This window comes from Zobellia laminariae (assembly GCF_030553095.1).
GTDB classification, from domain to species: domain Bacteria; phylum Bacteroidota; class Bacteroidia; order Flavobacteriales; family Flavobacteriaceae; genus Zobellia; species Zobellia laminariae.
Genome location: NZ_CP130738.1, coordinates 58,300 through 79,566, shown reverse-complemented (window position 1 = coordinate 79,566; position 21,267 = coordinate 58,300). Strand labels below are relative to the sequence as shown.

Sequence of the window (21,267 nt, the reverse complement as noted above, 5' to 3'; positions counted from 1 at the left end):
CATCTAAACGGCGTACTCAATAGTATCTGCAACATCAAAATAGTCCACATTTTCTTTGGTAACTATATTTATGGCCGAATTGTATTTAGGTTTCGGTGTTTTGTTTAAAAGGAGATATTCTGTGAGTATTTTTAGTCCCATATACCCTTGCTCAAAAGGGTTTTGGTCTATAGCGAAATCTATAGATCCTTTTCTAATGTATTCAAGATTATCTATATGGGTATCATAGCCAATGGTCCTAATAGTATTCAGACCTCTGCTCTCAAGAAAGCTGGCAATCATGAAAATAGCGCTTGATGGCACGAAAATACCGGAAATCTGTTTATCACTTTCTAATTCCTGGAAAGTGCTTTTTCAATCATTTCCGTATCAAAATCATCAATGATTATTTTTTTGATTTGCTTATCACTGCTATGGTCAGAAAAGTAATCTAGAAAGCCTTTTATTCTAGTCTCTATGGCCAAATGTCTACCCACATTTTTTTGAGAGGTTAATATAGCCACAGATTCTTCGGGCTTCGTAACCAAATTCATCATTTTGCCACACAGGTAACCACTTTGTAGCGCATTTTGACCAATGTACGTCAGCTTATCAGGAGTGTCTAAATCAATATTTATAAATACACAGGGTATTTCTTTTTCTTTTAATTTCTCTACGAATGCTAATGAGGTATTGTAAAAGAAAGGGGCAAATACAATTCCGTTTGGTTTCAAATCTAGAATTTTATCTAGCGCCTGTTCGTACGATTTCAAATCGTATTGATCAAAGAAAAACTTATGTGTTTCTACACCGTATTTTTGTATTTCTTTTGCGGCGGATTTCATTCCTAAATGTGGTCCATGCCAAAAATGATTTTTAGATATGACGGATGGAATTAAAGTAGCAATTCTGTACTTTTTCTTGAAGGCTAATGTACTTGCGAGAATGTTCCTTTCAAAATCGTACTTATCAAGTAATTTCTGAACTTTTTCCCTAGTCTTAGGAGATACTCCAGGACGTTTATGAATTACCCTGTCTACCGTGCCTGTAGAAACCTTGGCTTCTTCGGCAATATCTTTAATCGTTTTCAATAAAGTAGTTTATAGTGTAGTAATCGACTTAAAAATAACTAGTCTTAATTTGTTGTAGCCGAATTATTTGTAAGTCAAATATAGGTAAAATTCTAATCTTATAAAAGCACAGCGTCCTATTTTGTGTTCGCACACGGTTATCTAATGTTCTAGATGATATCGTTCTATAATTGGGGAGATAGGGCATTCTTAAATCTCCTATTCAGTTAATAAGATTATGATTCGTTTTATTCAATTTTTGAATTTCAATGGATATACGATTAAGACGCTCTTGTATTTTTGATTTTTCTGTGGTTTCAGATAGAGGGATGTTGTTTAATTTCAATTTCGTTTGAACGAGCTTAATATTAAATTCACGAACAGCTTCAAATTTCCTTGAGGGATATTTGGGAAAGTTGCTTTCAAAAGTCTTTCGCAACTCTGTTATCTGTTTATTTAATTGTTTGAAATACGTTTTTACTATACTTTTTTCAGATTTTAATGATTTGGAAGTTGTTGAGATATTCATCGTTTTTATTTTTTCAATAAAATTATATAGCCTATGAAAATAGGGGGCTCGCTATTGGTTGAAATTTTACCTCAAACAAACCACTAAAAACCTTGTAAATGCATTTGGGCTAAACTATATAGGAATGAAATTAATACTATACTGCGTGGAGCATTATTTTTATAATGGTGTAAATACCATTAATAGTCACCGCTTAATCTTATGTAGTATGCTAATAAATTTTTTACACGATGGACTGGAGGTAATTTCACATCCGGCCCATGGGCTATTGGCAGGTAAAATAGCTGATAATATAAAAGATAAACTCTTTGTAAATCATTGGTTAGAAACTATGACTGCTATAATTGAACATGATGACGAACAGATATCTCATAAAGCTAAAAAGTGTATTTCCAAAACGGGAATGCCAATGGATTTTACTTTAAATACTATTCCAGTAGCCAAATCATTTGAGCATGCTAAAGCGGTTTTTGAAAAGGTGAATAACAAGTCTAGTTGGTCTGCTTTAATTCTATCCCATCACCTTCAATTCTTGTATGAGGACACCGCTAAGAATCATGCTGAATTTAGTAGGTTCTTAAATGATTTAAAACGTTTTAGGGCAGAGGTTTGCGAGCGGTACAAAGTAGAACCGGATAGAGTTTCCGAACTTTATAAAATTATGATTTTTGCTGATAGGTTATCTCTTATTTTATGTCAAAACCAAGTACCGCAGTTGGGTAGAGAACTAGAGATAAATACATCTATAGATAACAAAAAGTATTTTATATCCGAGTCCGATAACGGGAATCTAATTGTAAAACCTTGGCCCTTTAAAGACCAATCTTTTGATTTGACTCTAGAATGCCGGCTGCTATCAGAAATTAAATTTAAAGACGAAGATGAGTTTGATGCATTTTTGGCTAAAGCACCTATTAAAATAAAATCTTGGACGGTTTCTCGTGAATAGCTGGTTGAATGAAATCTTAAAAAAAAAATAATCCCGACAAAAGAATTTGTCGGGATTATTTTTAAATAGTAAGACCGTGTTTTTTATTCGGCGTCTGGAGGTAATACGTTTTCATCCTTTATATTCTCTTCTGGAATTTTATCTAAGAACTCATACAATTCTGTGTTAGCACTAGGGCCGTACCCTGTAAGTAAAGTTCCTTTACCACCATCAGTCGTTTCAATAACGTATAGCATGGACATGTCAGATGGATTACTCATCCCTTCGTACCTATGCTCTTTAATTATGGTTATTTCCTTGGGAGTATAATTTGTATCTGTTTTTGTACTCCGCAATTGGTTATTGACAAACCTGTAAGAATCTGTATACCCCACAGGTTTTCATAACTGTTTATATAATTAGTTTCGTGTTTTGCATATTTATTTTCCATAATAATTATTTTAATTTTCAATTAGGCAGGAATTTTCTCTGCCTTTTCTCTTCTGTCCCAATTTCTATGTTTTGCTATGGCTCCAATAAAATCCTCTGGTGTGCCATTGATAAAGAGAGCGGCATCATTCTCAAAATCTTCTATTTCGCTTTTATCCAAGACCTGTTTGCCTTCATCTGTAACCGCAATAGCTTTACAATGCTTATAAGTTTCGTTAATGAATTTTATAAATTTAGATTGAGATGCTAGTGCATCTACAGATTTCTTACCCCCCTGGTATGAATACAGCATCAAATAGTACACTCTCTGTGGTCATGATAGCAGCATCTACTTTATGCTCCATGCCCTCATCACAAGTTACGAATCCTCCATGTGGGGCTATAAGTTTAATAACAGCACCTTTCTTTTTTTAAAGCATCTGCCATTGTCTTAAAGTCTTTCATATGAAAACCATCTGCAACTAAAACGGCAATCTGTCTTGTTTCTATGAGATCAAAATTTGTATTCGCTTGGCTCAGTTTTGGAGATTTATCTAAATATATTTTTTTCTTACTAGGCTGTTGTTCCTCCACATTTGCATCTGCACCAATAGCTTGGTTAACGGGTTCTTGTATCGTGGATGGTACCTTCATGCCTAAATTTGCCGCTACTTTGTCCGCTAAGTCAGTATCAATTTGTCCTATTAAATAAAGCATGCGCTCTTTAATATGTTTAAACTCACATTTGCCTAATTCAAATGAATAAGCACTCATTACGTGTTCTTTTTCCCAGTCAGAAAGACTTCTGTAGAACAATGCCGGCTGAGAATAATGGTCATTAAAACTTGCACTTCTGGTTCTTATTTTCTTAGCATCAATACGTTCTTGATACGATTCAAAACCACCTTCTGCAACGGTTGACAAATAGGGGCAACCTCCACTAATAGAATTGGGGAAATAAGCAGTTCTTCCTTTAGGAATTTCAGTTTGCATATGACCGTCCCTTTGGTTGTTTCGTGCTTCACCAACAGGTTTGTTAATTGGTATTTGATGAAAATTATGAGAGCCTAATCTAGAAAGTTGAGTATCTCTGTAAGAAAATAATCTACCTTGTAATAAAGGATCGTTAGTAAAATCAATTATAGACAATACTTCCCGGCATAAAAGCCACTTGTTCCGTTTCGGCAAAAAAGTTTTCTGGATTTCGATTAAGAACCATTTTACCCACAATTTTTACGGGTACCATTTCTTCAGGTATAAGTTTAGTGGGGTCTAAAAGGTCAAAATCATATTTATGCTCGTCTTCTTCGGGTACGATTTGTAATCCTAATTCCCATTCAGGATAGTTTCCGGCTTCAATGGCGTTCCATAAATCTCTTCTATGAAAATCTGAGTCTGCACCGCTAATTTTTACGGCCTCGTCCCAAGTAACGGAGTGTACACCCAATTTAGGTTTCCAATGAAATTTTACAAAATGTGCCTTTCCTTCGTTATTTATAAGTCGGAAAGTATGAATACCAAAGCCTTCCATCATACGAAGGCTGCGAGGAATAGCTCTGTCGCTCATTACCCAAATGTGATTGTGTAGCGTTTCTGGGGTAAGGGAAACAAAGTCGTAAAACGTATCATGGGCAGATGCAGCTTGGGGTATTTCCTGATGTGGTTCAGGTTTAACCGAGTGAATTAAATCTGGAAATTTCATGGCATCTTGGATAAAGAAAATAGGCATGTTGTTTCCTACCAAATCCCATGTACCTTCATCAGTATAAAATTTTACAGCAAAACCTCTTACGTCTCGCGCCAAATCTGTAGAACCTTTAGAGCCCGCTACGGTAGAGAACCTAGCAAAAACAGGGGTTTTTCTAGAGGTATCCGTAAATATGCCTGCTTTTGAATATTCCTCAATACTTTCATATAACTCAAAATAGCCATGGGCTCCACTGCCTCGGGCATGAACTATGCGCTCTGGAATACGCTCATGGTCAAAATTGTGTATTTTTTCTCGTAGTAGAAAATCTTCTAGCAAAGTGGCTCCGCGGGGGCCTGCTTTTAAAGAGTTATTTGTATCGTTAACTTTTAAACCTTGACGGGTGGTCATAGGCTTATCAGTATAATCTACGGTATGATTTTCTAGTTGTTTGTCTTTAGCAGTAACTACTTTTTTAGAAGTTTTTTTCGATTCCATATGTGATGTTTTTAAAATAGCTGTCTTTAGGTTTTCAACATTTAGTTAATTAATGAGGAGGGGACTTGAAGCACTTTAATTTTCTGTTAAACTCTGGATGTAAACTAAACCAAGAAGGCTAGATTCTATCTGACGAACTTGTTCTGTAAGCAAAAATCTTAAGGCGTCAGGAATATCTAGTAGTAGCATACAATTACAGATTTCAAGAGCTTTCCTGTCTAGGACACTCATATTAATAGGTAAAGGGCTGTGTGTATGAAGGTAGTCCTCTCCGTATAACTGTCTGTGCAGATTATAGAGGTCTGTTAAAGTTCCTTTGCCATTGTTCCTCGTGACGGTACGCCAGATGTCTAAAACAAAATCCGATCTTTCTATAGCGCGCTGTTCCATAAAAGTTTTTTTTAGTGGAGAGCTAGCTCGTAGTGCATCATAGGTATATTGTAATTCACTTATTACATAGACTTTTAAAAGTTGATGAAGACATTCCATACTATTCAGTTTGAGTTCTAATAGTATAAATGTACCGACGTAAGACTAAAAATTTTGGCTGTAAAAAAATGAATGTTAATTCAATTGATTATTCTGTTTTTAAGTACTCACCAATACTGTAAAGAAAATTGTTCGCCTAGGAAAAGGGTCAATTTTTCGATTTATGCAGAACATTCTTTTGATATCTCTCTAGTAATTTAGTCAATGAATTTAAGAGGGAATACTTCGCTATTTATAGAAAGTATTCTTTTAGCATTCAATAAGAACCTATTAAAATATTTAGCTATGTCAGAAACAGCAACGATTGAAAAAGGAAAAGAAAATTTAGGAAGACCGGGTCTTCAGGCCAATATGAAAACTAAGCCAGAAACTATCAAAGCTACCTACAGAGGCAGTAATAAATTAAAAGGTAAAATAGCGGTGATTACTGGAGGTGATAGTGGAATAGGACGAGCAGTGGCTGTGCATTTTGCCAGAGAAGGAGCCAATGTAGCTATTGTGTATCTAAATGAAACCGAAGATGCCGAGGAAACAAAACGCATGGTAGAAAAGGAGGGAGCACAATGTTTAACCATGGCAGGAGACCTTAAAGACTATGATTTTTGTAATCATCTGGTACAGCAGGTAATGAATACATACGGGGGTATAGATATATTAGTAAATAATGCAGCTACTCAGTACACTCAGAAAGATTTTACCAATATTTCTATAGAGCAACTAAAGGAAACCTTTAATACTAATATTCTTGCCATGATTTACCTTACCCAACAGGTGTTTCCACATCTAAAGGAAGGTGCTAGAATTATAAATACTACGTCAATTACAGGCTATAGAGGGCACAAGGAGCTAGTAGATTATTCTTCTACCAAAGGTGCAATCACATCCTTTACACGTGCCTTATCGTCTCAATTGGCAGCAAAAAAGATTTTGGTAAACGGTGTAGCTCCGGGTCCCATATGGACTCCATTAATTCCTGCAACTATGGATAATATTGAAGATTTTGGAGAAGATACACCATTAGGAAGATGCGGCCAACCATCTGAAGTTGCACCAGCATATGTATATCTAGCATCTGAAGATAGCACTTATATGACCGGGCAGATATTACATATTAATGGAGGAGAGGTAGTAGGAGGATAGAATGGTACCTATTCAACTTAATAAGGGTATTCCATGGATGATGAATACCCTTTTTTGGTTTTAAGCTATAAGAAGCAAAGGAATTTTCTTTTGTGTCAAGGTTATTATCGATGTAATCGATCACATTAAAGTTCTGATAGTAGTTTAGTGTAAACTTTAAAATTCAATAGAATGAAAACACAAGCATATTTAGCCTTTGATGGAAATTGTCAAGAAGCACTCAACTTTTATGCAGATTCGTTAGGCGCAGAAATTAAGAACAGACAAACGTACGCAGATAAGAAAATAGATGTACCGGCATCTTATCGTGATCGATTGCAACATGCAGAACTAAAAGGTAAGGGTGTACATTTTATGGCCTATGATGCAGCGCCAGATACACCACTTACGGAGGGCACAAAAATTCATTTGAGCATAGATCTGAATGATAAGAACGAAGCTAAGGAACTGTATGAGAAATTATCCTCAGGAGGTCGTATTCACCATGAATTAAGGGAACGGGAATGGAATGCTCTTTTTGGTCGTTTCACAGATCGGTACGGCATTAACTGGATGATAAATTGCGACCTTAACTAAGAAGTAGTGTCAGCTTAAATTTTAACCTGCCATTTTAGAATGGCCATTAGTAATTATAATATTATGGAAAAGTGGTTCGTATTTTCTTGGGATGCATTATTTGCTATCTGTCTAACAGCATTAGGTATTTATATTACCGTAATAGTCATGACGCGCATTTGTGGTAAACGTAGTTTTTCAAAAATGTCCAGTTTTGATTTTGCTATGACAGTTGCCGTAGGTTCCATTTTAGCTACTACCATTTTATCTAAAACCGTAAGTCTTACGGATGGTATTATTGGCATTGTAGCGGTCTATCTTTTACAGATGGGAGCTGCATTGGCCAGAAGAAATGATACCATTAAAGATTTGATGGATAATAAACCATTATTACTAATGGATGGTGAAACCATTTTGGAAGAAAATTTGAAGAAGGGTAGGGTAGCAAAATCAGATTTAAGGGCCAAATTACGTGAAGCCAATGTTACTGAGTTATCTGAGGTAAAAGCGGTTATTTTTGAAACTACCGGAGATATTTCAGTTCTACATAAACAGCACGACCGCCCTATAGAAGACTTTATGTTGGAAGATGTTATGCGTTCATAACCCTTGTAACTTTTGATAATTCATTAAAAGAAAAGCACCCTGAAATAAAATTCAGGGTGCTTTTCTTTACTATTTATCGAGTTCATTTTTCAATTAAAAAAGTTCATTAACAATCTTACTTCACTTTATTTTTGATATCAGATTTCAATAATAAAAGGAATACAAAGAGGGCAATGTCCCCTTACTTCATAAGTGCCGGATTCCATATTGAAATTTATTCAAACCAATACACCAACCATTCCGTTTTATTGCCATTAGGATTGTAGTTAGTCCTCTTGAAAATAAGTAGTATTTGAGTACCCTAAATTGAACTAGTTAGTACCTGTAATAAGGCAGGTGATGTCTAATTAAATAAAAGCACCATGAACGATTTTAATTATAAGTACACCATTATTTCTAAGAATACACGAGAAACTCTTTTCGCTAATATTTCTGATTTAAATAGCGCAGGAAGTTTAATTAATGATGATTTTTTTGAATACATAGCTACGGAAGCCCAAATGAGAAGATTGGGCGAATGTACACTTCAGAATGAAGATTATATCTGTATTGTAAAACTGAGCAACGTTAAAAGCGTTGCTTAAAGAAGCAAGTTGTATAGCGTTCAAATGAAATTTTTTCGAATCAACCGGAAGCAAGGTTTAGTAGTAATTTTAATATATGTCAAACGGTAGGCATCTAAGTTACCGCAAAATAAAAATGATATGAATAGCGATATAAAAGAAATTGAAGACAGTATAAATGATATTATACAAAAGAACGAAGACGCCATAAAAGGTTATGAGAAGGCAACGGAGAATGCAACAGAGATTGGTCTTAAAAGTTATTTTCAAACCAAATCTATTGAGAGGAGAAATTTTCTTGTAGCACTAAAAGCAGCCGTACCAGCGTTAAAAACAAGAGATGAAGTAGATGGTAGTGTTACCGGAGCAATGCACAGAGCATGGATGGATGTTAAAACCTTCTTTGCCGGCGATAATGATGAAGCCATGTTAGAAGAAGCTATACGGGGAGATAACGCCGCTATAGAGGAATATAACGAGGTATTGGCAGATACTCATTTACCGTTAGAAGCGGCTTCAGTTATCCGTAAACAACGAGATTGGTTAATGGATGATTTAAAGACCATTAAAACGTTGGAAGACGTTAGATAGTAAAATAATAGTGTAATGAAAAAGCCCCTGAAAAGGGGCTTTTTTTATGCTTAAAACTACAAATTAAAGATTCTTCCTGTTCCGCTTTAAGATGCCAAATTCGTTACTCTTTATTACATACCCTACGCGTATCATACTTCTGTATTGTTCGTAATCAATAAGGTTCTCCGCATGCCCGGCAAACCATTCAATCATAAAATACTGGTTAGAGGGATGTTTAAAAGGGCTGTAATGTAACCTAGTTCGTATCATACCTTTGGCGTCATTGCTTAATCCCTTTCTAACCTTTACTTCAAATATTAGCTTGTCTAGAATAATATCATGAGACAGCTTTATTTCTCCTAAACCCACATAATCTATGAGGTCTGGATTACCGGATTTGTATCCAAAAGGAATCCACCCTCTAATATGTAACATCGTTTTGGGACCTAAAAGTCTAGAATATTGTGCACTTAACCGGTTCCAACTTCTAGAATAGATACTGTCACGTCCATTGGATTCATGTTCAAACACCAATGAACCCCACCCATTTATTCTATCTTCAGAATCGTAAAAAGCTTTTTCAACACCTATAGTTGGGTTAAAATTAATTTCATCAAAAGGATACGAATCTTTATAGATGTCCCAAAAAGATTTTTGGCTGTAAGTCAGGAAAGCGTAAGTGTCCCAAGGTAAAGTGTTACGGCTTATAATCTGCTTAAAACTAATTTGGTATTTGGCGTCGGCAGTAGAACTATTTATACTCTTATTGGTGGGAACTCCAGTAATGAAATAATTATCATTATGAATGGAAAACCTGAGATTACTTGCATAGTGTCACGAACTTCTTCTCGGGTAAGTGCTTGTGCATTTAGGTCTAAAACAAATAATTGTAGCCCCAATAAAATCCATATAGAGATTTTAATTTTCATATAACGGTTCTTTTAGGTTGGATAAAAAGAAGGTTCAAAAATAACCTTTCACAACGGCTATTTTTAATGTGATAGAATAAAATTTTGGTTTAATAGATAAAAGTGGGTAGCACCTCTTAATCAGGTAGTTAAAACCTTACGTAACGGGCTATAAGGCAGAAATTAATTCCTCTAAATTATCGCTTCGCTGCAGTCCCATTTTTTTACGTAAACGATGTCTGGTAGTATGAACAGATTTTGTAGAGATACCTAATAGCCGGGCCATGTCTTTACTGCTGAGATTCAGTTTAATTAAAGCACATATTTTTTGGTCTGTTTGGCTTAGATTAGGGTAGGTGTTATTAAGTTTTTCGTAGAAATTCTTATTCACATCTGTAAATCGTAGTTTAAACTCTTCCCAATTGTTTGCGTTTCCAACAGAAATAGATTTTAAAACCCTATTGATTTCGGATACCTTAATAGTGCCATCTTCTCCTCTTAATTCAGTTTTTAACCTTTTCAGGAACTCATCTTTTTCAACCAACTGAAGTGTTGATGCAGCTAATTCTTTGTTTTTGGTCTCGAGAAGTTCGTTTGCCTGTTCCATTTCAAGCGCTTTTGTCTTTTGCATCAATCGTTTCTCCGCTTTGTGTTTAGACCGAATGTGCTTTACGTAGACAAAACCTATTACAACTACGAAAACGAGGCTAGTACCTAGGATAATACGCTGTAGCAACAAAATTTTATCTTGTTGCTCTAACTTTTCCATACGTTGTTGGCGTATTACTTCCTGTTGCCGCTCCTTTTCAAGACGGTATTCGTTTTTAATTTCCATGAGAGGAATATTATTTTGGCTTCTTCCGTCAAAGAATTTTGCATTCAAGGTTTTTGCCTTGTCCAAGCTTTGGAGCTTCTTTATAATTTCCTAAGCGTTTATAGTCTTCAGAGAGCTTTTCGTAAATAAAAGGAGTAAAATCTATATGGCTCTGGTACTTATCTGAAATTGAAATAGCCTTCTTGTAATACTCAATAGTCTTGTCAACATTACCTTGCCTCTTATGAAGAACGGCCCAATACGCATAAACTAGCACCAGATAGGAAGGTGTGTTCTGTTCAAACCAGGGTTCTATTTCTGCAAGGGTCTGCATGGCTTCCTCATATTTTTGCTCCTCCCTTAAAACATAGGATTTTTCAAATTTCAAAAAGGGTAGGGCTATTTTATCAGGTATATCCCCATAATAGGTCAGGCTACTATCTAGGTACTTTTTTGCCATTTCGGGTTCGTCTAAACCCCTATAGGTGTAGCTAAATGTATAATAATTATTAGCCAATGCAGCTTTGGGCATCGTGCCTTTATCTACGGCCTCCTTCATAATATCTAGAGACATTTGCAGATATTTAAGGGCTTCTTTTTTTCTTTTGTTAAAACTGTACATGGCGCCTAATCTTCTGTAAATGTGAGATTTGACTACTTTATTTTTAGAGTTGTCCATTAAGGTTAGTGCAGACCATATAGTCTCATAGGCTTGGGCATAATTGGCTTGGTGGCTATAAGCATCCATTAACTTCATTAGTGTCCATACAGATTTTAAGGTATCTCCTTTAACTAGATTAGCACTAACTACAGATTTTAAAGAATCTATGCTGCTAATTGTTTGTTGAGGAGCAAGTGTATCCGTATTTTTAATGGAGATATTTAAAGGAATGGAAGAATCCTGGGCCTTGAGTTCTAAGCCAAGAATAATTAGAAAACTTATGAGAATATAATAGCGCATTAGCTCTTTTGAATAAAATATTTAACTCAAACTTTTTAACTGGACTTAACTTGGATAATAAACAAAATTTTGCTGGGTAAGTATATTATAAAAGTTTAAGATATAAAGAATGGGTAACACCAAGTGTAACCATTTTCTTCTATTTATCAAAATAATCTAGGTAGCCTGTTTACTATAGAGTTTATTAAAAGAAGTATTTAGAACTATAAGGACACGTATAATAGAGTTGTTTTGCATTTCATGCTTCTTATGAAAAATACAAGCGAAATATTGAATGAGGCTAATTTTTACCGTTAAATAGAACTGTACATAAACTCAACACTCCATAATGAAGACATTTGTGGTATTAAAAGCACACTATGAGTTCTAATTTAAAAAGTTGAAAGCATACATTGGGTTGTAATTTATGTTGATGAAAATTTTAGAATTATGAGAACATTGTTTTTGGTATTTGTTTGGATGATTGCAGTAAATTCTGTTACTGCACAAGAAAAAAAATATAAGGCTGATTGGCAGTCTTTAAGAAATCACGAAACTCCAGAATGGTTTCAGGATGCAAAATTCGGTATTTATTGTCATTGGGGTCCGTACTCAGTTCCAGCTTATGAGAATGAATGGTATTCACACTGGATGTACACATCTCCCAACAACCCAGAACACAAGCAAGGCAAACGTTTTTACGAGCATCATGTTAAAACTTATGGGCCGTTAAACGAGTTTGGTTATAAAGATTTCATACCCATGTTTAAAGCTGAAAAATTTGATGCTGCAGAATGGGCCGATCTCTTTGAAAAGGCCGGTGCCAAATTTGCCGGTCCGGTTTCCGAACATGCAGACGGCTTTGCTATGTGGGATAGTAAACTTACCCGTTGGAACTCTAAAAATATGGGCCCTAAACGGGATATCATGGGAGAACTGTCAAAAGAGATTAGAAAACGAGACATGAAATTCATAGCTACCTACCACCGTCAATGGCTCTTTGGTTGGTTTCCTACATGGGACGAATCTACAGATGCGGCCGACCCGCAGTATGGTGATTTATACGGTCCAAAATTAAAAAAAGGAGATTTTCAATATCCCTACAGTACTAAAGAAATTGATGAAGGTTCTGAGCGGTACTATCCCGTTGGTGATAAAAAATTCAACGAAGAATGGCTAGGTAGGTTAAAAGAAATCGTTGATAATTATAATCCTGATCTTGTATGGTTTGACAATAAGGTAGATGTTATTGATGAGGCTTACCGAAAAGAATTTCTATCCTATTATTATAATCATGGGGTGAAAAATAATCAAGACGTAGTGGCTACGTATAAGTTTTATGATTTTGCAAAAGGCACCGCGGTATTGGACGTGGAGCGTGCTAGAATGAGCGAAATGAAAGATTTCCCGTGGTTAACGGATGATTCTATTGACTGGAAAGCATGGAGTGACATTAGTAATCCCGACTATAAGAGCACAAACCGTATTATAGATTTTTTGGTAGACGTAGTAAGTAAAAATGGTTGTCTGTTGTTAAATATTACGCCTAAAGCAAATGGAGAAATACCAGCTCCCGTACAAGAACGCTTATTAGAAATAGGGGAGTGGTTGCGTCAAAATGGAGAAGCTATTTACGGTACTAGACCTTGGGAGGTATATGGTGAGGGTTCTGCTAAAGTAACCGAAGGTCATTTAAGTGAGCGTAAGAACCCTGATAATACATCAGATGATATCCGATTTACAGCTAAAGGTGATGCTTTATATGCCATACAATTAGATTGGCCTGAATCTGGAGAGACCGTAATAAGAACATTAGGTACTAAACGTGGTTTACTTAAAAAGGAAATTAAATCTATTGAGTTGCTGGGGACTTCTAAGAAATTAGAGTTTGTTAAAAAATCTGATGGTCTGCATATAAGTTTACCAAAGAACCCAGTGGCTAAACATGCCTTTGTCTTTAAGATTAATTTGTAAAACAAAGAGATATAATTTATTAGAGGGGGAATAAATAAGTCTTCTTAGTCTTGTTTGAGAATTATACGATGGAAAGTGTTAAGCCAGATAGGTAATGAGTTCTGATATTTTATCTAAACCATATCTTCTACTACAAAACCATTTGTTATACTCCATAAATTTACTCTTAACCCTATTTTGGGAAGCTATCTTGTTCATAGAATGAGATAGCTTTTTTAATGAGTAAAATTTGGCTTTTTTCAAATACTGTAAGGGCTAAGAGCTTGTTTTTTGCACCTATTTTTACGTCTTATTACCACTTTTTAAGTAATGAAACACCCAAATTTTAACACTTTAGAATTGGTGTCATTTGTAGTGTTCTGTTTTTTTTACACGATTTGTAAAATCAATACTTATAAGGGTTTAGGGAGGTGAACTTGACATAAAAATTGATTCTGTCAAGTTTTTGTCAAGCGCTTTTTTTAGGGTGAAATTAACAATATCTCTATTTTGGACATCAATTAACGAGTATGTGTAAATTTTTTAACTCTTAATTGATAATTCAATAATTAACCTTTACTCACTTTAAACCAACTCTATTTATGAAAAGAAAAAATCACTTCTATCCCAACAATGCACCTCCTATTTTTTCAAAGGTGTTTCTCAACATGTATTCCTAAACTAAATCAACGGGCATAATGTTGATTTCAATTAGCACAAGTAATCAATTTTCTCAAACTCAAAACAGAATATAAAATAGAAGTCTTGACAAACAAGTAAAGCCATACAAATTCTAGAATGACCTCTTAAAAATGTCAGACTATAACAAGGTATGGAGGGAATCGTTTGTCTTGGTTTTAATATTTAAGAAAATCAAACATTACTTGAATTTGAATTCAACTTTTAAAATAAGGTTAGACCTACTTTTTTTAATCGTGTCTTTTTTAAATTTTAACAAGAAACTATATGAATTTCAAACACATTTTTCATTTTAAATCCCACACTTTCCAAATGGGATTGTTCTTGGTCTTTTGTCTAAGTACAATGGCCGCACAATCTCAAAGCGTTAGTGGAACGGTATTGGCAGATGATGCCCCATTGCTTAAGGCGTAAGCGTTGTGGTTAAAGGAACCAACATCGGAGCAGTTACCGATTTTGACGGTTTGTACACAATTAATGCGGAATCTAATGCCGTTTTGGTATTCACCTATATTGGCTTTAAATCTAAAGAAGTGGCCGTTGGTGGTAAGCAGACCATAGATGTTACACTCCAAGAAGATGTTTCTGCACTAGAGGAAGTTGTAGTAATAGGCTATGGTGCTCAAAAGAAGAAAGAGCTAACAGGAGCGGTAGCTCAGGTAAAATCAGAAGAATTATTAAAAACATCAACATCAGATATTGGTGCCGCTTTACAAGGCCAGATTGCTGGGGTAAATGTTACAGCAAGTTCAGGGGCTCCTGGTTCTGAAGCTAATGTAATGATTCGTGGACTTACGTCTATTAATGGGGCCAATAGGCCATTGTATGTAGTAGATGGTATCCCTTTTGATGGAGATCCAAAATTGAGTATCAATGAAATTGAAACTATAGATGTATTAAAGGATGGTGCTTCTGCTGCTATCTACGGTACTAGAGGTGCTGCAGGTGTAATCTTAATTACTACAAAGAAGGGAAAGGAAGGCCAGATGAAAATAGCCGTAGACAGCTATTATGGTCTGCAGACTATTACTTCTGCAACTCCATTACTTAATGTAGAGGATAAGTTGTATGTCCAATTTTTACAAGGTTCTGCATTAAACAATAGTAGTTATGGTAACACATGGACTACAATAGAGCGAAGTCCTCACTTCCTTACGAATAATACGGATTTGGTACAACTTGTTCAAAATGACATGGCACCAATTCAAAACCATAGCCTTTCTCTTTCTGGAGGTAAAGATGGTTTAACTTATAACGTAACGGGTAACTATTTTGACCAAGAGGGGGTTATTATTAAATCTGGATATGATCGCTTTAATGTTAGGGCTAACACCCAATTCGTAAAAGGAAAATGGAATATTACAACAGGTTTATCTTTTAGGGTAGAGAACAGGGAACATGCACCATGGGGTTTACTTGGTGATGCTATAAAATATACAGCTTACAGTCCAAACATAGACCCTGGTTCTAGTGTTTTAGATAATGCAGGGCCTGATGGTAACGGAGCTACCAACCTATCTTATTTGGGATACAGGTTTTTGCAAGAGGATAATCAAGAGAACAATTATTTTGATGGCAACTTGAGTTTAACTTATAGCTTTACAGATAATCTAAAGTTTACTTCAAGAATTGCAACAAGCTATGATAATGGAACAAGAATCACCATAAATCCAAAATTCACAGCATATAGAGATGACGGAACGGAGGTGACTTCACAACGCTCAAAGGTCAGAAATATGAGCTCGCTAGCAAAGAAGTTTACTTGGGAGAATATATTGAACTATCAAAAAAGCTTTGGGGATCATAATATAAATTTCACAGGGGTGTATTCTTCGGAGAAGTATAACTATTCCGAGTTTTTTGCAGAGAAAAGTGATTTAGCTTCTAATGATGTAGTAGTTCTTAACGGGGCAACATCTGATCCAAATGTAGGATCAGGAAACAATCAATGGACTCAAGATCGCGAAAGTACTTTAATTGGTATGTTGGCCAGACTTCAGTACAATTATAAAGGCAAGTATCTTTTGAGTGCAGCTGTTAGAAGAGATGGGTCTTCTCGTTTTAAAGAAGAGCCATGGGGTGTATTTCCTTCTGTCTCTGCAGGTTGGAATGTTTCTGACGAAAAGTTCTGGAATCCTTTAAAGAATACAGTGTCTTCGCTCAAATTAAGAGGTAGTAGAGGTACCACTGGTAATAAGTATTGCTGATTATTCTTATACGCCCACAATTACACTGGATAATGATTATGTTCTTGGCGCTGCAACCAATCAAAATTTAATTTTAGGAGCTACTCAAACCGGATTTGCTAACCCTAAAGTGCGTTGGGAAACATCGGTATCGTTAAACGCAGGTTTTGATATGGGCCTTTTCGATAATAAACTGACACTTTCAGGAGATATTTACGAAACCAAGAAACAGGATATGTTGTTCCCTGTTTTGTTACCTCCAACCGCGGGAGGAGGGAATAATGCTGAAGTAGTTTTGAATGTTGGAGATATGACCAACAAGGGTGTTGAATTTGCCATGAATTATCAGCATGCAGGTAAAGTATCATGGAACGCTGGACTTACTTACACCAGAAATGATAATATCATAACCAAAATGAGTGGTAGCAACAAAATCATATATTTTGATGACAGTAGTATCTCTGGGCATGACAATGATCAAGATTTGGTTACCGCTTTGGCAGAAGGCTATGAAGGTGGAGCTTTCTTTTTGGTGGAGACTGCCGGTACTATTAAAACCGAGGAAGAATTGGCTACCTACCAAGCGATTGTTCCAGATGCCAAAATAGGAGACTTAAAATATGTAGATTTTGATAAAGACGGAACGATTGGAATTGGTGACCGTCAGTATATGGGTAGTGGTACTCCAGAATTTGAAATGGGCTTTAACTTTTCAGCCAATTACAAAGCATTAGATTTCTCAATGCAATGGTATGGTTCATTCGGTGCCGAAATCATAAACGGGAACAAAGCCTTGGCTTATAAAGTAGGGAACCACCAAGATTTGGTATACCAATGGACACCGCAAAATAGCACTTCGGATATTCCAGTAAATAGAAATGCAACCCACAACAACTATAGAGGCCAAACAGATTACTGGTTGGATGATGGCACTTTTGTAAGGTTGCGTAATATTTCTTTAGGATATACAATTCCTAGAGATTATACCGAAAAACTAGGCATAACAAAATTCAGAATATACGTTGCCGCACAGAACCCGTTAACGATTACCAAATATGATGGGTATGATCCAGAAGTAGGTAATAACGGCCTAAGTACACGAGGAATCGATAAGGGAACTTATCCGGTAAGCTCCCAAATACGAACCGGACTTCAAATTGAATTTTAATGAGATTTGAGATGAAGAAGAGCAATTCCGACAAAAAAAATGAAAAAATGATAGTTATGAAAACAACGATAACAAAACGGTTACTTTTTATACTAGTGCCCATGTTAGCAATTTTGGGCTGTTCAGATGATTTTCTGGAACAGACCAATCCAAATCAGATTTCTACAGAAACGTTTTGGAAAGACAATGGAGATTTAGAACAAGGCTTAGTCGCGAGTTATAAGGGTTTCGCGAATTCAAATACTATAAATTTAGTTGGCGAACTTGCTAGAACTGACTTAGCCTGGTCAAGTGGTTATCAGCGACCAAATAATACAAACGAGTATTACTTACAGGTTTTTAATGACGCCTCTGCTGTACCTAATAACAAGTGGAGTGCAAACTACACCGCTATTTTTAGGGCAAATCAAGTTATTGAGGCGGCTGCTGTGTTGGCAGAAACCTATACTACGGAAAAGGAGAAAGAAGATGGGTTGGTTATCCTTGCGCAAGCGCGGTTTTTACGTGGCTACTTGTACTTTAACCTATATAACTCTTTTAATGGGGGAGCTGTACCAATTTATGATTTTGTACCAATAGAAGAAAGTGAATTTTACCAAGCGGTGTCATCAGCTGAAGATGTAAAGAAATTTTATTTAGAAGATTTAAAATTTGCTGCAGAAAATTTACCTACTTCATGGGAGGACAAAGAAAAGGGCCGTGTAACTGCGGGTGCTGCTGTAGCCGTTTTAGGCCAATCATATCTTTATGAAGGTGATTATGAAACCGCTTCTACGCATTTTAAAAATGTGATTGACAATTTTGGATATTCTTTGACCCCTAATATTGGTAGCAACTTTACTACCATGGATGAGTTTAACGAAGAATCTATCTTAGAAGTTGGGTACTCCTTAGATTTTAAAAATGAGCTAGGGCCTTGGGATGGTAGAGATGTTTCAAATTCAGCATATGTCAGACAATTTACAGGAGGTGCTGGAACATGGTTCGGAGCTGTTGTAGCCAACTGGTTAATATTAGAATATAGGAATGATCCTTTAGATTTCTCCGACCCTAGAAATAAGGTTATTGATGAAGAGGGCAATGAAGGCTTTAGAAAGTTTAGTTTAAGAACATCTTGGTCCGTTGCTTTGGTTGACGATACGGATATGGGGTATTACCTGAGAGACAAAACAGGACAAGCCTCAAATTTTAATGTAAAAATGACCGCATTTTGGAGAAAGCACACCAACTGGGATATTACTAGATCAGAGGAAGAGCTTTCACCGGGTAAGGTAAGATCAGGCGTTAATGAGCGTTTAATTCGTTTAGCAGAAATCTATTTGCAATATGCAGAAGCTCAGATAAAATTGGGCAATGTAGATGAAGCACTTACCTATATCAACAAAGTACGTAGAAGATCAGGAGTTCAATTGTTGGGCTTGGCGGGAACTGGAGAGTTTCCAACAAATGATCATGACAATGTTACTTACGATGCGCAAAGCCTAATGGAGCATCTTATGTATAAAGAGTTGCCTTTGGAGCTTTCTGCAGAAGGTGACGGTAATAGAAATATTGATCTTAGAAGATGGGGCATAAAAGCAGAACGTTTTCAAGAATTGGCCAAAAGACGTTATGCGGCGGATCATTACCCGCTCTTGGATGAGGATGGCAAGGAAGTTACTAGATGGGCATCCATTGTAAAGGAATTACCAGTAGGTGATCCGGATATTGATGAAAATTGGAATGAATTTCAACAGGCTGCTTTGAATTATAATTCATCACTACATGCGTATTGGCCTTTACCAAATTCAGAAATCATATCTAACCCTCAATTGAATAATTAGAATTGACGGATGCTATGGTTAAATCAATGAACAATGCGAAAAACAAGAAATTAAAAAAGCACAAAATGAAAAACGCAATAAGAATATTAGCCGTTTTGGCCATCCTCTTCGTGGGATGCGACGATAACGAATATGAGGCTCCTTTTCCTTTTTCGGATGTAGGTTTTTATACAAGTAAGGGTACGGCAAACGACCTTCAGGTAAATTTAAATGAGTATTTGTCCTTTACCGATTTATCTCAAGGTGCGGAGGCTCATTCATGGAGAATTGAAAAAACGGATGTCTTTCTTGAAGGACCAATAGATAGAACAGATTCTATCTTAGACCCGTTTATTATAGAACCTAGAACCACAACCTCGTTTGAAAAGACAGTACATGTACTTTTTCAAACCTCGGGAATGAAAAAAGTTAGGTTATACAACACCTTTAATGAAATGGTAGTTTTTAAGGGTAATCGTGATAATGTAGATTATGAGATGGCCGCTACAAAAAAGGGGGACCTATTTGTTATTGATACCACTTTTATGGTTAAGGTATATCCTAAACTTGTACCAGTAATAAAGGTAAGAAATGGCGATAAGGTTGTAAACCATGAAGCTAGAGATACCATTTATATTGAAGCAGGAAATACAATGGAATTTACGGATCTCTCTACTGTAGGAGAGCCTACCGGTCGTACTTGGAGTATAAGAAAAGCGTTAAAACCATGGAGAGGAAGTTGTAGAGAATCCTGTTGTGGGTAGTAGCGGCGATGAAATTGCTAACATTGCCTTCAATAAATTGGGAAGCTTTAGAGCAACTATGAATCTATCTCGTACAGGGCAGAACATTCCTGGAGATTTTGCAACCTATGTAGTGAATGCCCCAATCAAGGTTATACCTTCTTCCAAACCTTTTGAACTTACAGGAGAAGTTAAGGAACTAGAAGATGAAACTATTCAGGTTCCATTTAATGGTGAATTTGCGCCGTTTGGTGGCCAAGAAGAGTTCTTTACTGTTATGGTAAACGGAGAAGCTTTTGAAATTGCTTCCGTAGCAGTTAATGCAGATGATGCTACAAAAATGGATATTAAGTTAGCGGCTCCCATATATCGCCCAGATGTTATTACCGTTTCTTATTCAGGCGGTGGTATAGAATCATCGGATACTAGAGAGGCATTACCATTTGCAGATGAACCTGTACTAATGAGTTCCGTTAATTTGTTACCAGCAGATATTGCCGGTTTGGAAACAGGTGCAGATAGTTGGGCTCCTTTCTGGAGTAATAAAGGAACTGCTGAATATTCTACGGAGCAAGCTGCCACAGGCGAGTATAGCTTAAAACTAAAAATTGAGGCAGGTCAAGATAATGCAGAAGCAGGTGCGGCATTTACGAATCCTATTATTTTTGAAGAAGGTGTAACTTATATCGTTTCCTATGATATGTACATTGCGCCCGATGCTGTTGGAGGGGACGGGACTTCAAGTACTGGCCTTTTCTTATTGCAAAATTGGGGTTTTCAGTTTTGGAATAATTTTGCACATCCATTAGGGGAGTGGAAAACATATACCGTTGATTATCAGAGTACTACACCATTATCTCAGTTCTATTTAAGAATTTTACCGAATGCAGAGAAGACTACAGACATGACTGTCTACTATGATAACTTCTCAATTATAGAAAAAGAAGAACGACCATAATCCCCACAATGTTGTTTGTTTGAGTTGAAGGGAGAATTGAGAGATTCTCC

General features: G+C 36.1%; 20 protein-coding genes and 1 pseudogene. 13 read left to right on the top strand and 8 right to left on the bottom strand.

The features are described 5' to 3' along the window. Positions 1-3: 3 nt before the first annotated feature. Positions 4-318, bottom strand: coding sequence for a substrate-binding domain-containing protein (locus Q5W13_RS00390; RefSeq protein ID WP_368662592.1), 315 nt, complete (start codon positions 316-318; stop codon positions 4-6). Between the two features lie 14 nt (positions 319-332). After that, positions 333-1,070 carry a substrate-binding domain-containing protein gene (locus Q5W13_RS00385; protein WP_304444949.1) on the bottom strand — a complete coding sequence of 246 codons (738 nt, stop codon included), beginning with the start codon at positions 1,068-1,070 and terminating at the stop codon, positions 333-335. Positions 1,071-1,702: 632 nt separating this feature from the next. Here Q5W13_RS00385 and Q5W13_RS00380 point away from each other — a divergent pair. Beyond that, positions 1,703-2,527 carry a DUF3891 family protein gene (locus Q5W13_RS00380; protein WP_304444948.1) on the top strand — a complete coding sequence of 275 codons (825 nt, stop codon included), beginning with the start codon at positions 1,703-1,705 and terminating at the stop codon, positions 2,525-2,527. A gap of 83 nt (positions 2,528-2,610) precedes the next feature. On the opposite strand, the gene Q5W13_RS00375 is transcribed toward Q5W13_RS00380, so the two are convergent. From Q5W13_RS00375 to Q5W13_RS00365, 3 genes and pseudogenes are all read right to left on the bottom strand, one after another. After that, entirely contained in the window at positions 2,611-2,901 is a 291-nt protein-coding gene (locus Q5W13_RS00375; RefSeq protein ID WP_304444947.1) for a hypothetical protein, read from the bottom strand. 77 nt (positions 2,902-2,978) lie between these two features. Beyond that, positions 2,979-5,120: pseudogene (locus Q5W13_RS00370) on the bottom strand (catalase). 75 nt (positions 5,121-5,195) lie between these two features. Beyond that, on the bottom strand, positions 5,196-5,609 hold the full coding sequence (locus Q5W13_RS00365; RefSeq protein WP_304444946.1) for a hypothetical protein: 414 nt from the start codon (positions 5,607-5,609) through the stop codon (positions 5,196-5,198). A gap of 285 nt (positions 5,610-5,894) precedes the next feature. On the opposite strand from Q5W13_RS00365, the gene Q5W13_RS00360 reads away from it, so the two are divergent. The 5 genes from Q5W13_RS00360 (at position 5,895) to Q5W13_RS00340 (ending at position 9,064) form a co-directional block, all read left to right on the top strand. Then, positions 5,895-6,749, top strand: coding sequence for an SDR family oxidoreductase (locus tag Q5W13_RS00360; protein WP_304444945.1), 855 nt, complete (start codon positions 5,895-5,897; stop codon positions 6,747-6,749). Between the two features lie 171 nt (positions 6,750-6,920). Beyond that, entirely contained in the window at positions 6,921-7,325 is a 405-nt protein-coding gene (locus Q5W13_RS00355) for a VOC family protein (protein ID WP_155597034.1), read from the top strand. Between the two features lie 63 nt (positions 7,326-7,388). Beyond that, positions 7,389-7,910 carry a DUF421 domain-containing protein gene (locus Q5W13_RS00350; protein WP_304444944.1) on the top strand — a complete coding sequence of 174 codons (522 nt, stop codon included), beginning with the start codon at positions 7,389-7,391 and terminating at the stop codon, positions 7,908-7,910. A gap of 362 nt (positions 7,911-8,272) precedes the next feature. After that, positions 8,273-8,494 carry a hypothetical protein gene (locus tag Q5W13_RS00345; protein WP_155597032.1) on the top strand — a complete coding sequence of 74 codons (222 nt, stop codon included), beginning with the start codon at positions 8,273-8,275 and terminating at the stop codon, positions 8,492-8,494. 120 nt (positions 8,495-8,614) lie between these two features. Next, positions 8,615-9,064 (top strand): ferritin-like domain-containing protein, encoded by a 450-nt coding sequence (locus Q5W13_RS00340; RefSeq protein WP_304444943.1) that lies wholly within the window; start codon positions 8,615-8,617, stop codon positions 9,062-9,064. Between the two features lie 63 nt (positions 9,065-9,127). Here Q5W13_RS00340 and Q5W13_RS00335 read toward each other — a convergent pair whose 3' ends face one another. The 3 genes from Q5W13_RS00335 to Q5W13_RS00325 all read right to left on the bottom strand — a co-directional run bounded on the left by Q5W13_RS00335 (position 9,128) and on the right by Q5W13_RS00325 (position 11,729). Beyond that, entirely contained in the window at positions 9,128-9,754 is a 627-nt protein-coding gene (locus Q5W13_RS00335; RefSeq protein ID WP_304446580.1) for a phospholipase A, read from the bottom strand. A gap of 369 nt (positions 9,755-10,123) precedes the next feature. Continuing rightward, the gene (locus tag Q5W13_RS00330) at positions 10,124-10,789 is read right to left on the bottom strand and encodes a helix-turn-helix transcriptional regulator (protein ID WP_304444942.1); all 666 of its coding nucleotides are present in this window, start codon (positions 10,787-10,789) and stop codon (positions 10,124-10,126) included. 28 nt (positions 10,790-10,817) lie between these two features. Then, positions 10,818-11,729 (bottom strand): tetratricopeptide repeat protein, encoded by a 912-nt coding sequence (locus Q5W13_RS00325; RefSeq protein WP_304444941.1) that lies wholly within the window; start codon positions 11,727-11,729, stop codon positions 10,818-10,820. 429 nt (positions 11,730-12,158) lie between these two features. Here Q5W13_RS00325 and Q5W13_RS00320 point away from each other — a divergent pair, with 429 nt between their 5' ends. The 7 genes from Q5W13_RS00320 (at position 12,159) to Q5W13_RS00290 (ending at position 21,217) form a co-directional block, all read left to right on the top strand. Further along, positions 12,159-13,682, top strand: coding sequence for an alpha-L-fucosidase (locus Q5W13_RS00320; protein ID WP_304444940.1), 1,524 nt, complete (start codon positions 12,159-12,161; stop codon positions 13,680-13,682). 945 nt (positions 13,683-14,627) lie between these two features. Beyond that, positions 14,628-14,774, top strand: coding sequence for a hypothetical protein (locus Q5W13_RS00315; protein WP_304444939.1), 147 nt, complete (start codon positions 14,628-14,630; stop codon positions 14,772-14,774). Between the two features lie 5 nt (positions 14,775-14,779). Then, positions 14,780-16,567, top strand: a complete 1,788-nt coding sequence (locus tag Q5W13_RS00310) for a SusC/RagA family TonB-linked outer membrane protein (protein WP_304444938.1) — start codon at positions 14,780-14,782, stop codon at positions 16,565-16,567. Between the two features lie 109 nt (positions 16,568-16,676). Continuing rightward, a complete protein-coding gene (locus Q5W13_RS00305; protein WP_304444937.1) occupies positions 16,677-17,714 on the top strand; it encodes a SusC/RagA family TonB-linked outer membrane protein in 1,038 nt (345 codons plus the stop codon). Between the two features lie 56 nt (positions 17,715-17,770). Continuing rightward, on the top strand, positions 17,771-19,537 hold the full coding sequence (locus Q5W13_RS00300) for a RagB/SusD family nutrient uptake outer membrane protein (RefSeq protein WP_304444936.1): 1,767 nt from the start codon (positions 17,771-17,773) through the stop codon (positions 19,535-19,537). A gap of 65 nt (positions 19,538-19,602) precedes the next feature. Next, positions 19,603-20,280 (top strand): hypothetical protein, encoded by a 678-nt coding sequence (locus Q5W13_RS00295; RefSeq protein ID WP_304444935.1) that lies wholly within the window; start codon positions 19,603-19,605, stop codon positions 20,278-20,280. Continuing rightward, on the top strand, positions 20,273-21,217 hold the full coding sequence (locus tag Q5W13_RS00290; protein WP_304444934.1) for a carbohydrate binding domain-containing protein: 945 nt from the start codon (positions 20,273-20,275) through the stop codon (positions 21,215-21,217). The genes Q5W13_RS00295 and Q5W13_RS00290 overlap by 8 nt, the downstream gene beginning before the upstream one ends. Positions 21,218-21,267 lie beyond the last annotated feature (50 nt).